Genomic DNA, 18,181 nt, shown 5'->3' with positions numbered 1-18,181 from the left:
TTAAAATAGAACCAATGAAAACAATATCAAAATTAGGGATGATGCTTGCTTTAGCTGGATCCCTTTTCCTGGCATCATGTGCAGGAAGTTACTATGTGTATGAAAGGCCTGTTGAACCGGTTTATGCAAGACCAATGGCGCCATATCCCGGTGCAATTTGGATTGAAGGTGATTGGGTGTGGCAAGGCGGCAGGTACGTTTACTTCCGTGGTCACTGGGATAGGCCAAGAGTAGGTCGGGTATGGATGCGCGGCGCCTGGGAACGTGGCCCACGCGGATACACATGGCATAGAGGTTATTGGAGGTAAGCTACAGCCCCCAATGTCATTATGTTTAAAGTTTCAATATCGAACACTCAATTTCGAATGTTGAATAATGAAGTAAGAAACTCGGCGTTCGACATTCTAAATTCATTATTCGATATTTAATTCCTCTTAATTTAATTACACTGGGAGTAAAATAAAAAGTTTAACGGGAAAACGTTAGACTTTTTATTTTTCAAACTCCCCCTTTAGTGGCCTGGGCCGGGAGGGCGCGCTACATCCGCTCAGGAACTTCAATCCCCAGCAATTTCATTCCTTTACTGATCACCTTGCCTGCTGCCGATGAAAGCAATAGCCTGAACTGTTTTGAAGGTTCATCGGCTGCCTGCAGGATAGGGTTTTCGTGATAAAACTTATTGTAGTTTTTAGCCAGTTCGTAAATATAATTGGCAACCAGCGCGGGGCTGTAGGCCTCGGCCGCCAGCGTTATAATTTCGGGGAACCGGGTAAGGGCAACAATAAGATCCCGTTCTTCAGCGGCAAGAATTTGGTAGGCTGCCGCCTTGCTTTTTTCCAGCGCGCCTGCTTTTTTCAACACCGATTTTATACGTGCATGGGTGTATTGAATAAATGGCCCGGTATGCCCCTCTAACTCAACTGACTCATTTGGATCAAATAATAAGCGTTTTTTGGGATCGACTTTCAGCAGGAAGTATTTTAATGCCCCCATACCTATAATGTGGTATAAATGCAGCTTTTCATCTTCGCTAAAGGCATCAATTTTCCCTTTGGCAAGCGCTTGTTCTTTGGCGGTCTGTTCCATTTCGGCCATCAGGTCGTCGGCATCAACTACTGTTCCTTCACGCGATTTCATTTTTCCTGACGGAAGGTCAACCATACCATAGGATAAATGATACAAACCCCGCGCCCAGGTTTTACCCAGTTTTTGCAGGATGAGGAACAATACTTTAAAATGATAGTCCTGCTCATTACCCACCACATAAAGCGATTTATCCATATGGAAATCGTTGTATTTTAATTGAGCGGTACCAAGGTCCTGGGTCATGTAAACCGAAGTGCCGTCGGAGCGTAGCACCAATTTCTCATCGAGTCCGTCGGCGGTCAGATCGATCCAGACAGAATTATCTTCTTTCCTGAAAAATATACCTTTCTCAAGGCCTTCATCAATAATATCCTTACCTAAAATATAAGTATCCGATTCGTAATAAAATTTATCAAAACTAACGCCAAGCTTTTTATAGGTTTCGGCAAAACCTGTGTACACCCAGGTGTTCATTGTTTGCCAAAGCTTTTTTACGTCAGGGTCGCCGGCTTCCCATTGTTGCAGCATTTGTTGCGCTTCCTTAATTAATGGCGCGTTCTTTTTTGCTTCTTCCTCTGTTTGGCCGTCTGCTTTTAAGGCTTCTATCTGAATTTTGTATTCCCTGTCAAAAAGCACATAATATTTACCCGCCAGATGATCACCCTTCATTCGCGAAGATTGCGGTGTTTCGCCATCGCCCCACCGTTGCCAGGCCAGCATTGATTTGCAGATATGGATGCCACGGTCATTCACCAGGTTGGTTTTAATCACTTCGTACCCGGCAGCCGCAAGGATCTCAGCAACTGAAAAGCCCAGCAAATTATTACGCACGTGCCCTAAGTGCAATGGTTTATTAGTATTAGGCGATGAGTATTCAACCATTACTTTTTGGCCATTTGGCTTAAAAACGGCAAAGTCATCAGGCAGAATTTCAGTATACAACTGGTTTAGCCAATGATCGTCGGCCAATGAAATGTTCAAAAAACCCTTGATTACATTAAACCCGGCAACTTCGCTCAGTTCGTTTTGCAGGTAGGCACCAATCTCGCTCCCGGTTTGTTCGGGAGATTTTTTGGAAAAACGGGTGAAGGGAAAAGTAACAATCGTTACCTGTCCTTCAAACTCCTTACGTGTCTCCTGCAGGTTTATATCTGCTGAAGTAATATCGGTGTTATATAAGTACTTTATAGCTTTAAGAGCAGCTGCAACAATAAAATCCATCGTGCAAAAATAGTGATTTAAGTCCGAAAGTCGGGAAGTCCGAAAGTCCGAAAGATGGATTTGTAATTGAAGCTGAAATTTGGAGCCAGAAGTTTATATTACTTTCCGACTTTTCGGACTTTCCGGACTTCCCGACTACAATTCACTATATTTGCTCTCTTTGCGAACAATTTATGAAACTCAGCAACAACGATTTTAAACTAGATGTAACCTCCGAAATTGGTAACCTTCGCGCCTTATTGATCCATAGCCCGGATAACGGGCTCGGAAAAGTAGTACCTTCAAAAGCCCAGGACTGGCTTTTTGAAGATATTGTGCACCTGGAAACGATGCGTAAAAACGAATATGATTTCTACGTTAAATTGTTAATGTATTTCCTCGATCCTGCTAAAATCAAGGGCAAACTTAAGGAAATAGATGCAAAAGAATCAAACCGCGCTTTTTACAAACCGGATAACAAGGACTTCCATTGTTCAAACAAGGTAATTGAGATCCAAACCTTGCTTGAAGATATTTTGCAGGAAGACGACATCCGCAAAAAGCTGATCGCTTCTGTTTGCGCCATCGAAAATTGCAACTACCGTTTGCAATTAAAATTAATTGATACGCCGCCGGCCGAACTTGCCAAAATCATTATATCAGGATCGCTCAATAAAAATGAGATGATCTTCGCTCCTATCCCTAATCTTATTTTTTCGAGGGATATTGGTATCGCTGTAAACAATTTTATGCTGCTGAACAAGCCCGCTAAAAAAGCAAGGGCACGTGAAACCTTACTGGCCAGGTACATTTTCTTCAACCACCCGCTTTTTGCAGGTTACCGCGATAATATTTTAGAGATTCCTGAAACCGTACAGCATTTTTTGCGCCCTGGTGAAGACAATGAACAAAAAACAACGCTGGAAGGCGGGGATGTAATGATGGTAAGCCCGCAGCATCTGATCATCGGCTGCAGCGAGCGTACCTCGGTAAGCGGCGCCAATGAAGCTATAAAATTACTATTTCAGAATGAAGTGGTTAAAAAGGTAACCATTGTAAAAATCCCTCATAAACGTGATTATATGCACATCGATACCGTTTTCACACAGGTAAAACGGAACACCTGGGTGCTGCTGCGAAGTTTGGCCGTACCCGACGGGGCCGGTGAGATTGATGAACCCCTTGGTTGGTTTGCCGACAAAAAGAATAAAGATAAAACGGAGATTGTTCAGTTTGCGAAGGGCAAAAAGCCAAAAACATTTAAACGTTTGGAAGACCTACTGAATGATGTGAGTAAAAATGACCTGGGAAGTATTGAAAATACCGTTTTCATTTATTCAGGCGGCGATACTTTCCCTTACGATGCAAGAGAGCAATGGACCGATTCGTGTAACCTGCTGGCGCTGAAAGAAGGTGTTGTTTTGGGATATGACCGCAATGATAAAACGGTAGAGGCTTTTAAACAAAAAGGGTTTAAGGTGATAAAAGTAAAAGAACTGCTGCAGAAATTTGAAAATGATGAACTTAACCCCGAGACCATGACCGATACGCTGATCTTAATGCCATCGGCGGAGCTTTCAAGAGCCAGGGGCGGTTTCCATTGCATGAGCATGCCGCTTTTACGGGATAAGGTTTTATAGTTTGCAGCAGGCTGATTTTCTAAAAATCGTTTACTTCAGGTTCGCAGGCATGCCGGGTTTGGCTAAACGGCGTAATACCTGAAAAAGTGCTGACACTATTTTGTCAGTGACAAAATAGTGTCAGTACTTATGCTTTTGATTATCAGTAATTTATACATTTATTGCAGTGTATTGCACGTGTTGCGCAACGCAACAAAAAGCCGTCGTATGAGACCTACTCTTCTGTAAAAAACGTTTGATAAAAACAAAGATCTCCCACATTTAAACGGTATTGAATTGTGAAGAGAGGTTAAAGTTAACTTAAAGATTATTCCTTTCCTCTCTCTAAACTCGAGTAAAGTGACTTACCAAACAATACTTTTCTCCATAAACCCGATCAGGTCATCGGCCATTGTTTGTTGTTCTTTAACGCTGGGATGTCCGTTTGTATTTTTGTAAGGGATAAAATGGGTATAGATATTTTTGTCACTTAACCCTGCTACTGCTTTATCAATATATCCCGGCCATGGGGAACCTGCCCCGGTGGCATCCATGCTGCCCAGGATGCAAATGATCCTGGCATCGGGATATTTGGCACGAATACTTTTAACAAAGCTTTGATAGGCATTGATAACAAAATCAGGTGTAGGTGGCTTTGTGCCGAACCGCGCTTTAAATTGTTCATTATCGGGCAACTTAACGATCCACGAATCATTTTGAAATAAATTGATCACCACCACCTGCGGCGTATATTTTGAAAAATCCCATTTACTGTCAGGGTCAGTGGCATCAAGCCTGTCGTACATTTCAGGCATGATCATGGGGAACCAGCTCACCGTTATTCCGATACCGCTTTTAGACGTATTGTGCATTTCGGCGTTAAAATGCCTGGCGGTTATAGCTGCATAACTCAGGTAGCCATTTTCATAGGGACTTGTGCCGCGGTCTTTACCTGTTGTATCTTCGTCGGCATAACCGCAGGTGATGGAATTTCCAAAAAACTCTATTTTACGCTTTTGGGCGGGAGGCGGAGCCAAAATTTTCCCATTGCCAGATAGCTCAAACTGGAAAAACAAGGTTTTACCCATTGCCCATTCGGTTCGTTTAAATAATTCAAGGGTATGTTTCCCGCCTGGTAACCCTGTGGCTAACTGGTAAGCTTTTTTTGCTATTTCAGGATGGATAATACTGGTAACCTTACCATCCACGATCACATTATAATTGTTATCTGACCCTTCGTCTTTTAATACGGCGCTGATCCCGGTTCCAATAAAATTTACCTTTATTGACGTGGCCGACCAGGATAGTTCCGCCGTACTATCTGTCATCGCTATACGACCGGAATAACGGATATGAGGGTCAGTACTTTTAACAATGGTTTGAGCGCTGCATTGTAAACAGGCGGCAATGGCAATCGAGAAAAAACTTATTTTTAAATTCATGATTTATATTTTTATCAACTTAAAAAAATGACTTTGGTTTATTTAAAATACACATAAGTTATACCATCCCCGCCCCTGTCGGCATGTTCATCTTCCATGCGGTCAACCTGATCGTATTTTTTCAGATACTGCCTTATCATTTTGCGTAAAATGCCGTCACCTTTACCATGGATGATCTTTAAATTGCCAAAACCCATCATCAGCGCGCGGTCAAACAGCCTTTCAATATTACCAAGGGCATCTTCTGTGCGCATGCCCCTAACATCTATTTCGGGGTTAAAACTGGCCATATCGCCGGTTTGGCTATTATAATTCCGCCTGATCTCTTTTGGCACCGTTGATTTGGCAACTTTAATAACCCTTTTCTTTTTGGCAACGGTACGTAAATCACCGATGGCAATTACCACATTGTCTTTTATGATCTCGATCACCTGTCCCGTTGTTTCGCTGTCAACTAACTTTACCCAATCGCCTGGCTTTATTTCTTCATCAGCAGGCAGTGGTTTTACAGCGATAGGTTTAACTGTGTTATTTTGAAGTTCGGTATTTAGTTTTTCCCTTAAAACACGTGTGGTTTCTTTATCTGCATTGCTGCTTTTTATTTCAGATATGGTGTTTTCTACCAGTTTATTGGCGTTTAAAATGATATTCTTTGCCTGGTCTTTAGCATCCCTTATCAGCGCCTTTTTATTTTCTTCCAGGTAGCTTTTCAACGTTTCATTTTCGGCAAGCAGTGCGTTCACCTGTCGCTGCTGTTTTTCAAGCACTATCCGTGTATCGTAAATTTCCTTTTTCTCGCGTTCCAGGTCGACCAGCAACGTGTCCACCTTTTTTTGTCCGGCGCTGATCTTGTTTTTAGCAAGATTAAGCACATTCTGGGGTAAACCAATTTTCTGAGCGATCTCAAACGCGTACGAACTGCCGGGTTTACCCACTTCCAGCATATAAAGCGGCTTCATTTCCTTGTTATCAAACAGCATCGAAGCGTTTTCTATCCCTTCGGTATGGCTGGCAAATATTTTCAGGTTGGAGTAGTGGGTAGTCACCATACCTTTTACCTTTTTATGATTTAAGGATTCCAGCACCGCTTCAGCAATTGGCCCCCCGAATTGAGGATCAGTGCCGGTACCGAATTCATCTATCAAAACCAATGTTTTCCCATTAGCTTGTTCCACAAATTCTTTCATTTTTGAAAGATGCGCGCTATAGGTACTTAAATCACTCTCAAGCGACTGGTCGTCGCCTATATCTACAAACAACTGTTTAAATACACCAACAACACTGGCTTCTGACGCGGAGATCAACAAACCGGCCTGTACCATAGTTTGCAGTAGGCCTACTGTTTTCATACAAACAGATTTCCCGCCCGCGTTTGGGCCCGATACCACCACAATGCGGGTATGCTCATCAATCCGCACGTTTAAAGGCACAACTGTCTTATGTTCCTTTTTAAAATTTAACAGTAAGAGCGGGTGCCTGGCATTGGTCAGCTTTATACTTGCTTCATTTACCAGTTGCGGCATTTCTCCCTCAATATCAATAGCAAAAAGTGCTTTGGCCCTTACAAAATCGAGTTTGGTTAAAAGGCTGTGGTACGATAAAAGTAATGGAACGTAAGGCCTTAGTTCATTAGTTAATGCCGTTAATATTTTGATGATCTCGCGTCTGCGGTCAAATTCAAGATCACGGATACGGTTATTTAAGGTAAATACTTCTTCCGGCTCCATATAAACCGTCTGGCCTGACGCAGATTCATCATGAATAAAACCTTTTATTTTCCGCTTATTTTCAGCCAGCAAGGGGATGCATAAACGGCCATCGCGGACAGTTAGTGATCCGTCAGCTGTCCACCCGTTGCTGCCTGCGTTTTTAAAAACCTGGTCTATCTTTTTACGGGCATCCTGTTCGGCACGTGCAATGCCCGAGGTAATTTCCTGTAAGTCGCGCGAAGCGTTTGGCCTGATCTTTCCTTTCTGATCAATAACCATATCGATCTTTTTAATGATCGCCTTTTCAATAGGCAAATGTTCAAATAAGGCTTCCAGGTTGGGATATAAACCTTCCCGCTCATTAAAATAGGCAATTACGGCAAATACGGTTGTTAAAGACGCATGCACCTGGTAAAACTCTTCTTCACTTAAAAAAACGCCTTCTATCCTGGCTTTATTGGCAAGCGTTTTTATATCAAAAAAGTGGTGAATGGGCAATGCATCATCATTCTCTAAAATGTTTTTGAACTCGTTAGCCTGGCCGAGGAACTTGCTGATCTGGTCGAAATTATTCATCACCTGAATTTTGTCGACCATTTGCCGGCCCATTTCGCTAAGGCAATGAGCTTTAATTAATTCCTTTACCTCGGCAAAACCCAGTTTATCGGTATTATTTCGGGTTTGGGGCATTAGTAGTTTTGAGTAGTTTCTTATTAATGGAATCAGTTTTGGCTTGTAGGTCAACCAGTATTTTATCATACATCGCCTGAAATTCAATCGGCTGGGTGGTGTAATACCTCAGGCTCCGTCTGAACTCAACTGAATCAACATGATATTTTTTAAATAAGGTAAGATACCTGGCCGTGCCATATTTATACAAGGTATCCGGGCTTTGCGAAACAGCATTGTACAAACTGCCATCAAGTATGTGAATATCTGTTAATAGCCTGACCATTTGGTCATGTTCAATAACTTTGCCGTTACTTTTACCGGCGGTGCAAGCAAATAAAAGTAAGCTTACTGAAAAAAACAAGGTGATATATTTACGCATTCTGTAATTTAGCGGCTTATTACTGAACAAAATTACGGATAAATGAGCATTGCAGATAATATAAAAAGCTTAAAAAACGAAACCGGCCCGATAAATGTAACCCTTTTAGCCGTATCAAAAACAAAATCAAACGAAGAAGTGCTCGAGGCGTATAACGCCGGGCAGCGTTTGTTTGGCGAAAACCAGGTGCAGGAACTCGTTGAAAAGCAAGAACTTTTACCGAAGGATATTGAATGGCACCTTATCGGCCATTTACAAACCAATAAAGTAAAATACATTGCGCCATTTATCAGCATGATCCAATCTGTTGACAGTTTAAAACTGCTGCAGGAAATTGATAAACATGCGACCAAAAACAACCGGATCATCGATTGCCTGTTGGAGGTTTATATAGCTGATGAAGAAACCAAGTTTGGCTTAGGTTTTGACGAGGCGATAGAAATGCTGCGCTCTGAAGAGTTTGCAGCCTTAAAACACATCCGGATAAGGGGGCTAATGGGAATAGCTACCAATACTGATAATCAAAAACAGATTAAAGACGAGTTTTATGAGCTAAAAATATTTTTTGACGGCATCAAACAAAGCTTCTTCAGGAAAGAACCTACATTTGATACCCTATCAATGGGCATGTCATCTGATTATAAAGTCGCCATTGAACAGGGCAGTAATATGATAAGGCTTGGCAGCACCATTTTTGGCCAAAGGGTGATCAAACACTGGAATAACAATTGAATTTCGGATGTTCGACCCGATAGCTATCGGGTTCGGATTTTTTGGAATACAGATCGATGTGCAATTATTTAATTCAAACATCCCACCAATAAACTAATGAACAATTGAACTAATGAACATAAATCTACGAATAGCAAAAAAAGAAGATTGCCCGCGCTTATTGGAATTGGTTAAGGAACTTGCACTTTTTGAAAGGGCACCCGAAGAAGTTACCGTTACCCTTCAGGAATTTGAAGACGCCGGCTTTGGGGAAAAGCCCGTTTGGAAGGCTTTTGTTGCCGAAGTAAATGGCGCTATCGTGGCCTTTGCAGTATACTATGTACGTTACTCTACATGGAAGGGCTGCAGAATGTACCTGGAAGACCTTATTGTTACGGAAGAAATGCGTGGGAAAGGCGTCGGTAAATTATTGTTCGACCGACTGATCATTGAGGCAAAAGAAATGGGCTTTAACGGCATGGTTTGGCAAGTACTCGACTGGAACGAGCCTGCCATAAAATTCTACAAAAAATATAATGCCGGCATTGAAGCGGGCTGGCTAAACGGCGCTTTATCAAAGGAGCAGCTATTAAACTTTGAGTTATAATTTTAAAATACCTTTCTAAATAATGCTTGTTTTTAAATTCGGAGGGGCTTCTGTAAAAGATGCCGAGGGCGTAGTTAACCTGGCCAATGTGGTCAAAAAGTTTGAGGGGCAGCAATTGCTGATCGTGGTATCGGCCATGGGCAAAACTACCAACGCGCTTGAAAAATTGGCCAAAGCCTATTTTGATGGCGGTGATAAGCTGCAGCCTATCTTTGAAGATCTCAAAAATTACCACTACGCGATAATGGAACAGCTTTTTGAGCCATCAAATCCAGTATTTGACGAGGTGGCCAATACTTTTGTGGAGATAGATTGGGCGATAGAAGATGAACCCCACGACGATTTTGATTTTATTTACGACCAGATCGTTTCTATTGGCGAATTGGTTTCAACCCGCATCGTCAACGCTTATTTAAATAAAGCCCGCTTAACAAGCACATGGCTGGATGTACGCGGGTATGTTCATACGGATAATACTTACCGGGAGGGGGCTGTGCAATGGAACAAAACCTGTGCTGCTATTCAAAAAGACATTCCTGGATTATTGCAAAAAGGAATTGTTGTAACTCAAGGCTTTTTAGGGGGCACCTCAGAGAACTTCACCACCACGCTGGGACGCGAGGGGTCAGATTTTACTGCCTCTATATTTGCATCGTGCTTAGGCGCCGAATCGGTAACTACCTGGAAAGATGTGCCTGGGGTACTGAATGCCGACCCCAAATTTTTTGAGGATACCGTTAAATTTGACGAATTATCCTATACGGAAGCGATTGAAATGACCTATTATGGTGCAAGTGTGATTCACCCTAAAACCATCAAACCGCTGCAAAATGCTACAATACCGTTGCTGGTGAAACCATTTAATGACCCGGAAGCACCCGGTACCATCATCCACGAAAACAGCGCAAACATTTTCACAAAACCGGTAATAATACTTAAACATAACCAGGTGCTGCTTTCGCTATCGGCTAAAGACTACTCCTTTATTTCAGAGGATCATTTAAGTAACATTTTTAGAATGTTTGCACAAAACAATGTAAAAGTAAATATGATGCAAACATCAGCATTAAGCTTTTCGGTTTGTTTTGATTATAAAGAGGATCGTTTTAAAAAGCTTTTTGATGAATTGAGTGCAGGGTTTAAAGTTAAATACAATAACAACCTTACATTAATAACAGTAAGGCATTATACTGCTGATTGGTTAAATGAGCTAAAAGCCGGTAAAACAATATTGCTGGAGCAATTGAGCAGAAACACTATTCAGATGGCTGTTAAATAGGCCAATTGTTAAATTTTGCAATAAAAATGTTAAAGTGCCGTCAATTTATCATTTTTAACAGGCAATGGGCTATATTAGCCGGGTATAGCAGGATAAATTCTATTTTATGAGGTTTTTCAGATCCGTTTTTATTTTATCATTATTTTTTACCCTATTTTATTTACCTGTTTCAGCACAAAACAATAGCGAGGTTTTAAACCAGTTACTGGCCAAATCAACAAAGGCTTATACCGACCTGCCGATAGAAAAGGTTTACCTGCACTTTGACAAACCCTATTATGCTGTTGGTGATACCATTTGGTTTAAAGCTTATTTAACTACCGGCATACACCAACCATCATTGATCAGCAAAATTGTATATGTCCATTTTCTGGCACCGCACGATTCACTGGTACAATCGTTAAAATTACAGGTGAAAAACGGTGTTACCTGGGGGCATCTCGCGTTAAATCAAAATGCATATAAAAAAGGGAATTACAGGATTGTTGCCTATACCAATTATATGAATAATTTGGGCGTGGCCTATTTCTTTAATAAAAGTATAACGTTAGGTGATGCTATTAATAACCCCCTGTCTGCGCAGGTATCTTTAAAGACTTCAGCTTCAGGTAAATCAAGTAAAATATCTGCCGGCATTCTTTATAAGGATAATGAAGGTGTGCCAATAGCAGAAAAGAGAGTTAGTTGGTCAGTCGAAAGAGATGATGAATCCATTGCCAAAGGAAAAGGTGTAACAGATAAAAATGGTTTTATTGATATCAGCTTTGTTAACACAAAAAATTTAAGCCTGGATTCAGCTAAACTTGTTACTCAAATTGAAAACAGGCAGCAAAAAATGATAACGAATTCATTTTCGTTAAAACCCATATCGCGGCCAAACGACATCCAGTTTTTTCCGGAAGGAGGCCAGTTAATAACTGGTGTACGCACAAAAATAGCTTTTAAAGCTATTAAACCTGATGGGTTAGGCATTGATGTGAAAGGTACAATTACCGACAATAACAACAATGTCGTCAACGAATTTTCTTCTACCAACCTGGGCATGGGTGCTTTTATTTTAGCGCCTGAAGATGGAAAAACTTACACGGCCCATGTAACTTACGCAGATGGAACAACAGCGAACCCGGTTTTCCCAAAAGTTGGAAGTGACGGAATCACCCTGAGTGTTGACAATAACGACCCCGATAACTTAAATATTAAATTGCAGGCTGATGAAACTTTTTTGAAAGATTTCCAGGGAAAAACGTTTTTTATTATTGCAAAATCAAGCGGCGCAATTGCTTTTGCAGCTAAATTGCAGCTACCTGGCACTATCTACAATGCATCTATTCCTAAAAGTAAATTCCCTACAGGTATAGTTCAATTAACGCTTTTTACCGAAGACGGCGAGCCTGTTAGCGAACGTATTGCATTTATACAACACAATGATCAGTTAAATCTTACGGTGAACAGCGACCACCCCGGTTACGAGACCAGGCAGTTGGCAAAGTTAAAATTAACTGCAAAAAATAGCGGCCAGCCGGATGAAGGTAATTTTTCTGTTTCGGTAATCGATGAATCGAAGGTCCCATTTAATGAAGATGCAGAAACCACCATATTAACTAACCTGCTTTTAACTTCGGATATCAGCGGTTATATCGAAAAACCGAATTATTACTTTAATCATTCCGACCAAAAAACGGCTGCAGACCTGGACATATTACTGCAAACACAAGGCTACCGCAGATACTCTTATGATGATATTATCAATAACAAGCAAAGGCCAGTAGGTTTTGGCGTTGAAAAAGGCATCGATATTATCGGCACATTAAGGTCATCAAGCGGCATACCTGTTAACAGGGGAAATGTACACATATCCATACCTGATAAAAACTATTTCGCCAATACGATAACTAATGCCGATGGGCGATTTATATTCCCAAATCTTGTATTTCCTGATTCTGCAAAAGTGATGTTAAGCGCCCGTGACAATGTTCACGCCAGCGACCTTGTACTTACGGTAGATGGCGAACCACGGCAATCCATCCCGATTAACTATGCTGAGCCTGATGGCATAACCAATATTGACAGTGTACTTAGTCCGTATTTAAAAAATAGCAAGATACAATTCAACAATTTACATATTTTAAAGGAAGTTGTTATAAAAGACAAAAGGATTGTAAAAACGGTAAGTCATAAAGACTATGGAAATTTAGCCAGCCTTAGCGACCAGCCTGATCACGTGATAAAAGCAGACCAGCTGGAAGGATGCAATTCGTTGCTTGAATGTATTAAAACACTTGCCGCGGGCATGACCTTTGAAAACGAAAACTTTTACGTTTTCAGAGATTATTCCCAGGGGAAAAAAGTGCCCACGCAGGTATTTGTGAAAGGAATGCCTGTTGATGCGTCCTACCTGCAGAGTGTTGACCCCAAAACCGTTGAATCGATAGAAATATTTACAAAGGACGAAATGGGGCTTATAAACAGCGCCTATAATTCTAATGGCGCCATTGTAGTTAACCTACGCAAGGTAGAAACCCAGAAAATAAGCTTTCGGGATCTTAAGCAGCTGATAGGCAGCCGAAATGAATTGACCCTTTTACCTAAGGGATATGAGCCGGTTAAAACCTTTTACCTGCCCAGATATACCGGGCCGCGCACAAACCAGCCGGCGCAAATTGATACACGGAGTACGATTTACTGGAACCCGAATATAGTTACAGATAAAACAGGGAATGCCGACCTTGAATATTTTAATGCTGATGGAAAAGGAACTTACCGTGTTACGGTAGAAGGATTAGACCAGGATGGAAATATTGGGCGGGCTGTTTACCGATATGTGGTGAAATAATTTGTTATAAAGTAGAGAAGAAGTAAAGTTATTTCGCAATATAATTACGACTTAAATATTGATTTCAACCTGCCAATTATAAAATATTAAAACATATTTGAATGAAATCCCGCTTAACACCCTTCCATGTTGCCGTCCCGGTTTACGATCTTGATGAAGCGCGGAACTTTTACAGGGAAGTTTTGGGTTGCAGCGAAGGCCGCAGTTCAGACAGCTGGACTGATTTTAATTTATACGGGCACCAGTTTGTGATCCATTTAAAGCCCCGACCTGCTGAAAAAAATGAACACCATTTTAACCCTGTCGACGGCCATGATGTACCGGTTCCGCATTATGGTGTAGTGCTGGAATGGGATGAATGGAAGGAACTGGAAAAACGGCTGCGCCTGCACCAGGTAAAATTTGTAATTGAACCCTATATACGCTTTAAAGGGTTACCCGGAGAACAGGCAACCATGTTTTTTCTCGATCCGTCTGGCAATGCGCTTGAGTTTAAATCTTTTAAGGATTTAGGTCAGCTATTTGCAACAAATTGAAAACACTGTCCCGTAAAATAGCCTTTAGCTGTTAATCCCAAGGCTCTCAGATTCTTTTAAAATCAGCAATATTTATTGATTATCGATAATAATTTTATTCTTATCAATAATTAATTTAAATTTGTTTTGATTTAAAAGCAATCTAAACCATGAAATTTAAATTCAATACAAACCTTATCGTTAATATAGTTATTATTGGTTACGTCCTGCTAATTTTGGCAATGTATGTTTCATTTTCATATCCATCACTATTCGGTGGCTCACAATCTACTGTAAACAATGAACCGTTTATCCCTAATGTTAGCAACAATGATCTAAAGGCTTTTGATGAAGAAGCCCCCGCCAACCTGACCAGTAGCTATTATCATTACAAGCAGTTTAACGACAGTGTTAAAACGATTCGTGAGCTTAGGAACGGGGAATACTGGATGGGCGGCGGACAAGTTTTTGCCAGTGTATTGGCAACCGAAGAAAATTTACAATGTGATACCTGTAGTAAAAAATGGCTTTATGACCGTGTTTTTAATTTCAAGGAACATAACGACGCAAAGAAATATGGAATTGACCATTTTCGATGGTACATCAAATTACCAGGCTGGAAGTTGAATGATGCAAGGTGGGCTTTAGGCCCGGATTCTATACAGTTTTATGCAAAAGGCGGCCAATCATTTATCCGGAAAATTATTGTACACAGGGGTAAAAGAAAAGATACTGTTGTTAAAATATGGAATACTGTTGATCAGCCTGTTAAATTTAATTACAATCATCGCGACCGCGCCATTTTGATTCCTTGCAGCCGGTCTGCAAAGCACGCGGTGGATATCATCATTATTATCGTGAATATATGCTTGGCTTTGTATTTCTTATATCTCATATCCGGGTTCTTAAAGTTCGTACTCGATCTCTCCAAAGGTCTTGCTTTTACCGGTAAAAACGTGAGACGGTTAAGACTGATAGGTTTAAGTTTACTAATTTATCCAGTAGGCATTTTTGCACTTAATTATTTGATTTGGCTGATATTTCATAATTACTTCACCGAAGACGTCGTGCTAAATGGCAACCTATGGACCAATAACTGGAAGACAATTGGCGTTGGCATTGTATTCCTGGCCCTTTTCAAAGCGTTTCGCCAGGGTAAATTATTAAAAGACGAACAGGATCTAACTGTCTAACGATGGCAATAATTGTAAATCTTGATGTGATGATGGCGCGGCGTAAGATGTCATTAACAGAACTTAGTGAAAGGGTTGGGATCACGATGGCAAATCTCTCGATCCTAAAGACAGGTAAAGCAAAGGCTATCCGGTTTGAAACCCTTGAGGCAATTTGCCTGGTCCTCAACTGTCAACCCGGTGATATATTAGAATTTATTCCAGACTAACAGCAATAAAAAAGCCTTCAGAAATTAATCCAAAGGCTTCTAAAAAACATTTCTGACTTGAGACTCAAGTCTAGAGACTTTCGACTCGCATCAATTCCCCATTTCCGATAAAAACTTGATACGCATCAGTTGTACTTCTTCACGGCTATAATCTTCGTTGCCCAATTCGGCAAGTGCATCGTCTATCGAATCAACTTCGGCGGTACGGAAATAATCAAATATTTCGTCCTGCTTATCCTCGTCAATTACTTCGTCGATATAATAGTTCAGGTTCAATTTTGTACCAGAATTGACAATTGTCTCCACTTCCTTTAAAATCTCATCGTAGGTAAGGCCTTTTGAGGCTGCAATGTCATCAAGGTTCAAATGCCTGTCGATATTTTGAATGATAAATACTTTTAACGCCGATTTGTTGGCAGCGCTCTTGATCACCATATCTATCGGGCGGTCAATGTCATTATCCTCCACATATTTCTGGATCAGGTCGGTAAACGGCTTGCCAAATTTGAGAGCCTTCCCTGCCCCTACGCCCGAGATCTGTTTTAATTCATCAGTAGTGATCGGATAGTGTGTGCACATTTCTTCCAATGACGGATCCTGGAAGATAACAAACGGAGGCAATCCTTTTTGCTTAGCCAGTTTTTTACGCAGATCTTTCAGCATCTGCAATAACTCGGTATCTAAAGCGCCACCGCCTTGTTTTGGGCCGTCTTCGCTATCGTCATCGTCTGCTGCCTCTATCGGCCTGTTCACCACAAAACGGATGCTGTATGGGTTCTCAATAAACGAATTACCTGTTTTAGTTAAACGCAGCAAACCATACTGGTCGATATCCTTTGATAAAAAGTTATTCAGGAGCGCCTGCCTCAACAGGGAGTTCCATACATTGCGGCCATCTTCTTTACCAGAGCCAAAATATTCCAGCTGGTCGTGTCCGTAGCTTTTTATCTGGGCATTGTCTTCACCCAATAAAATGCTGATGATATAAAGATCGTCAAATTTCTCACCTATCTGTTTGATCAGGCTTAATGCCTTGTGCAGGTGCAGTTCGCCGTCAAAATGTTCCTTATGGGCGCAGCAATTGTCGCACATGTTATTGCAGCCTGCTTCGTTAAAGTTTTCGCCAAAATAATGCAGCAGCTGTTTACGGCGGCACACACTTGATTCGGCATAGTCAATAACTTCTTTCAATATCTGGGTACCGATCTCGCGTTCTGAAACCGGTTTATCCTTCATAAATTTCTGGAGCTTATCAATATCCTTTTCAGAATAAAAGGCAACGCAAACACCTTCGCCACCATCGCGGCCGGAGCGACCGGTTTCCTGGTAATAACCTTCCATACTCTTGGGCACGTCATGATGAATTACATAACGCACATCGGGTTTATCAATACCCATACCGAAGGCAATCGTAGCAACGATTACATCAACATCCTCCATCAAAAATTTGTCCTGCGTATCAGCACGTACTTTTGGGTCAAGGCCTGCATGATAAGGCAAAGCTTTTACACCGTTAAGTGATAGTACCTGGGCAACTTCTTCCACCTTTTTACGGCTAAGGCAATAAATAATGCCAGATTTGCCGGTATTCTGTTTAACAAACTTAACGATCTCTTTGATCACGTTACGTTTTGCCCTTACCTCGTAAAAAAGGTTTGAGCGGTTAAACGAAGATTTAAATATAGTAGCATTATTCATCTGCAGGTTTTTTTGAATATCCTGCTGAACTTTGGGTGTTGCCGTAGCGGTTAAAGCGATGATTGGGATATTGTCACCAATATTACTGATCACTTGTCGTATCTTCCGGTATTCGGGCCTGAAATCATGCCCCCACTCCGAAATACAGTGAGCTTCATCAACGGCAACGAATGAAACATTGTTCAATCGTAAAAAATCAATATTTTCCTGTTTGGTTAACGACTCCGGCGCAACATATAATAATTTGGTTTTACCTCCCAGCACATCTTCCTTTACTTTTGTAATATCAGCTTTTGTTAATGATGAATTTAAAAAATGGGCAATACTATCTGAGCCGCCGAAGGCCCTTAACTGGTCAACCTGGTTTTTCATTAAAGCGATCAGGGGCGAGATCACTATGGCAGTACCTTCACTCATCAGGGCAGGCAATTGATAACACATGGACTTGCCGCCACCGGTGGGCATAATCACAAAGGTATCGTTACCCGCCAGTATATTGGTTATTATCGCTTCCTGCTCTCCCTTAAAATTATCGAACCCAAAAAAATTCTGGAGGTTATCAAAAAGAGACTTCTTAGTTTCTAGCATTCTTTACTTATTCTTGAATTATTTTAAAAGTTTAAAGTAACAAAAATTTATCAATAAACGATGGATTTACTTTAAAATTTTATAAAAAAATGATTAAGAGATTAAAAACAATTTGTTTATTTATACATTTAAACAACAACGTTTTTGCTTTTTGTTTGTTTAATTTTATTTAATACTGAAATTACAAATTATTATACATTTTTGCCGCACATTTACCAAATAAACTATCTTGAGCCTGAAGCCGTAAAAAAGTCAGGAAAAAGCTCGGTATAGCTTCATTATTGTTACCATATTTTAAAATAATGAAAACTGTTTAACAACTTATGAATAAAAACTACTACGCCATTATCATGGCAGGCGGAATCGGGAGCCGCTTTTGGCCCATCAGCCGCACTTCTCACCCAAAACAATTTATTTATATTTTAGTCACCGGGAAAACAT

The 18,181-nt window shown here is 40.9% G+C and carries 15 protein-coding genes; 10 read left to right on the top strand and 5 right to left on the bottom strand.

The features are described from left to right. The coding region (locus QZY09_RS05470) for a hypothetical protein (RefSeq protein WP_295669247.1) at positions 1–308 on the top strand (308 nt) is incomplete at its 5' end. A 229-nt stretch (positions 309–537) separates the two neighbouring features. Here QZY09_RS05470 and argS read toward each other — a convergent pair. Next, on the bottom strand, positions 538–2,307 hold the full coding sequence (gene argS / locus QZY09_RS05465) for an arginine--tRNA ligase (RefSeq protein ID WP_295669246.1): 1,770 nt from the start codon (positions 2,305–2,307) through the stop codon (positions 538–540). Positions 2,308–2,480: 173 nt separating this feature from the next. On the opposite strand from argS, the gene QZY09_RS05460 reads away from it, so the two are divergent. After that, a complete protein-coding gene (locus tag QZY09_RS05460) occupies positions 2,481–3,926 on the top strand; it encodes an arginine deiminase family protein (RefSeq protein WP_295669245.1) in 1,446 nt (481 codons plus the stop codon). Between the two features lie 344 nt (positions 3,927–4,270). Here QZY09_RS05460 and QZY09_RS05455 read toward each other — a convergent pair whose 3' ends face one another. The 3 genes from QZY09_RS05455 to QZY09_RS05445 are packed head-to-tail and all read right to left on the bottom strand — an operon-like array spanning position 4,271 to position 8,107. Further along, on the bottom strand, positions 4,271–5,347 hold the full coding sequence (locus QZY09_RS05455) for an SGNH/GDSL hydrolase family protein (RefSeq protein WP_295669243.1): 1,077 nt from the start codon (positions 5,345–5,347) through the stop codon (positions 4,271–4,273). A gap of 38 nt (positions 5,348–5,385) precedes the next feature. Next, positions 5,386–7,746 (bottom strand): Smr/MutS family protein, encoded by a 2,361-nt coding sequence (locus QZY09_RS05450; RefSeq protein WP_295669240.1) that lies wholly within the window; start codon positions 7,744–7,746, stop codon positions 5,386–5,388. Then, positions 7,727–8,107 carry a DUF4296 domain-containing protein gene (locus QZY09_RS05445; protein ID WP_295669238.1) on the bottom strand — a complete coding sequence of 127 codons (381 nt, stop codon included), beginning with the start codon at positions 8,105–8,107 and terminating at the stop codon, positions 7,727–7,729. Before QZY09_RS05445 ends, QZY09_RS05450 begins: the two co-directional genes overlap by 20 nt. Before the next feature lie 42 nt (positions 8,108–8,149). On the opposite strand from QZY09_RS05445, the gene QZY09_RS05440 reads away from it, so the two are divergent. The 7 genes from QZY09_RS05440 to QZY09_RS05410 all read left to right on the top strand — a co-directional run bounded on the left by QZY09_RS05440 (position 8,150) and on the right by QZY09_RS05410 (position 15,454). Beyond that, entirely contained in the window at positions 8,150–8,839 is a 690-nt protein-coding gene (locus tag QZY09_RS05440; RefSeq protein ID WP_295669236.1) for a YggS family pyridoxal phosphate-dependent enzyme, read from the top strand. A gap of 112 nt (positions 8,840–8,951) precedes the next feature. After that, positions 8,952–9,425: a GNAT family N-acetyltransferase gene (locus tag QZY09_RS05435; RefSeq protein ID WP_295669234.1), complete on the top strand. Its 474-nt coding sequence runs from the start codon at positions 8,952–8,954 to the stop codon at positions 9,423–9,425. A gap of 22 nt (positions 9,426–9,447) precedes the next feature. Beyond that, a complete protein-coding gene (locus QZY09_RS05430) occupies positions 9,448–10,704 on the top strand; it encodes an aspartate kinase (RefSeq protein ID WP_295669232.1) in 1,257 nt (418 codons plus the stop codon). A gap of 106 nt (positions 10,705–10,810) precedes the next feature. Then, entirely contained in the window at positions 10,811–13,537 is a 2,727-nt protein-coding gene (locus QZY09_RS05425) for a carboxypeptidase regulatory-like domain-containing protein (RefSeq protein WP_295669229.1), read from the top strand. Between the two features lie 101 nt (positions 13,538–13,638). Then, the gene (locus QZY09_RS05420) at positions 13,639–14,073 is read left to right on the top strand and encodes a VOC family protein (RefSeq protein ID WP_295669225.1); all 435 of its coding nucleotides are present in this window, start codon (positions 13,639–13,641) and stop codon (positions 14,071–14,073) included. A 149-nt stretch (positions 14,074–14,222) separates the two neighbouring features. Next, positions 14,223–15,245 (top strand): DUF2975 domain-containing protein, encoded by a 1,023-nt coding sequence (locus tag QZY09_RS05415; protein ID WP_295669222.1) that lies wholly within the window; start codon positions 14,223–14,225, stop codon positions 15,243–15,245. Positions 15,246–15,247: 2 nt separating this feature from the next. Continuing rightward, positions 15,248–15,454 (top strand): helix-turn-helix transcriptional regulator, encoded by a 207-nt coding sequence (locus tag QZY09_RS05410; RefSeq protein ID WP_295669219.1) that lies wholly within the window; start codon positions 15,248–15,250, stop codon positions 15,452–15,454. A gap of 90 nt (positions 15,455–15,544) precedes the next feature. Here the strand turns inward: QZY09_RS05410 and recQ are convergent, their stop codons facing one another. Next, positions 15,545–17,740, bottom strand: coding sequence for a DNA helicase RecQ (recQ, locus tag QZY09_RS05405; RefSeq protein WP_295669217.1), 2,196 nt, complete (start codon positions 17,738–17,740; stop codon positions 15,545–15,547). A 323-nt stretch (positions 17,741–18,063) separates the two neighbouring features. On the opposite strand from recQ, the gene QZY09_RS05400 reads away from it, so the two are divergent. Then, positions 18,064–18,181 (top strand): sugar phosphate nucleotidyltransferase (locus QZY09_RS05400; protein ID WP_295669250.1); only part of this gene is annotated, 118 nt, incomplete at its 3' end.

Origin of the sequence: uncultured Mucilaginibacter sp., from assembly GCF_903913935.1 — a bacterium.
GTDB lineage: Bacteria > Bacteroidota > Bacteroidia > Sphingobacteriales > Sphingobacteriaceae > Mucilaginibacter.
The sequence above is the reverse complement of the archived record's forward strand: the minus strand, read 5'-3'. Positions and strand labels throughout refer to the sequence as shown.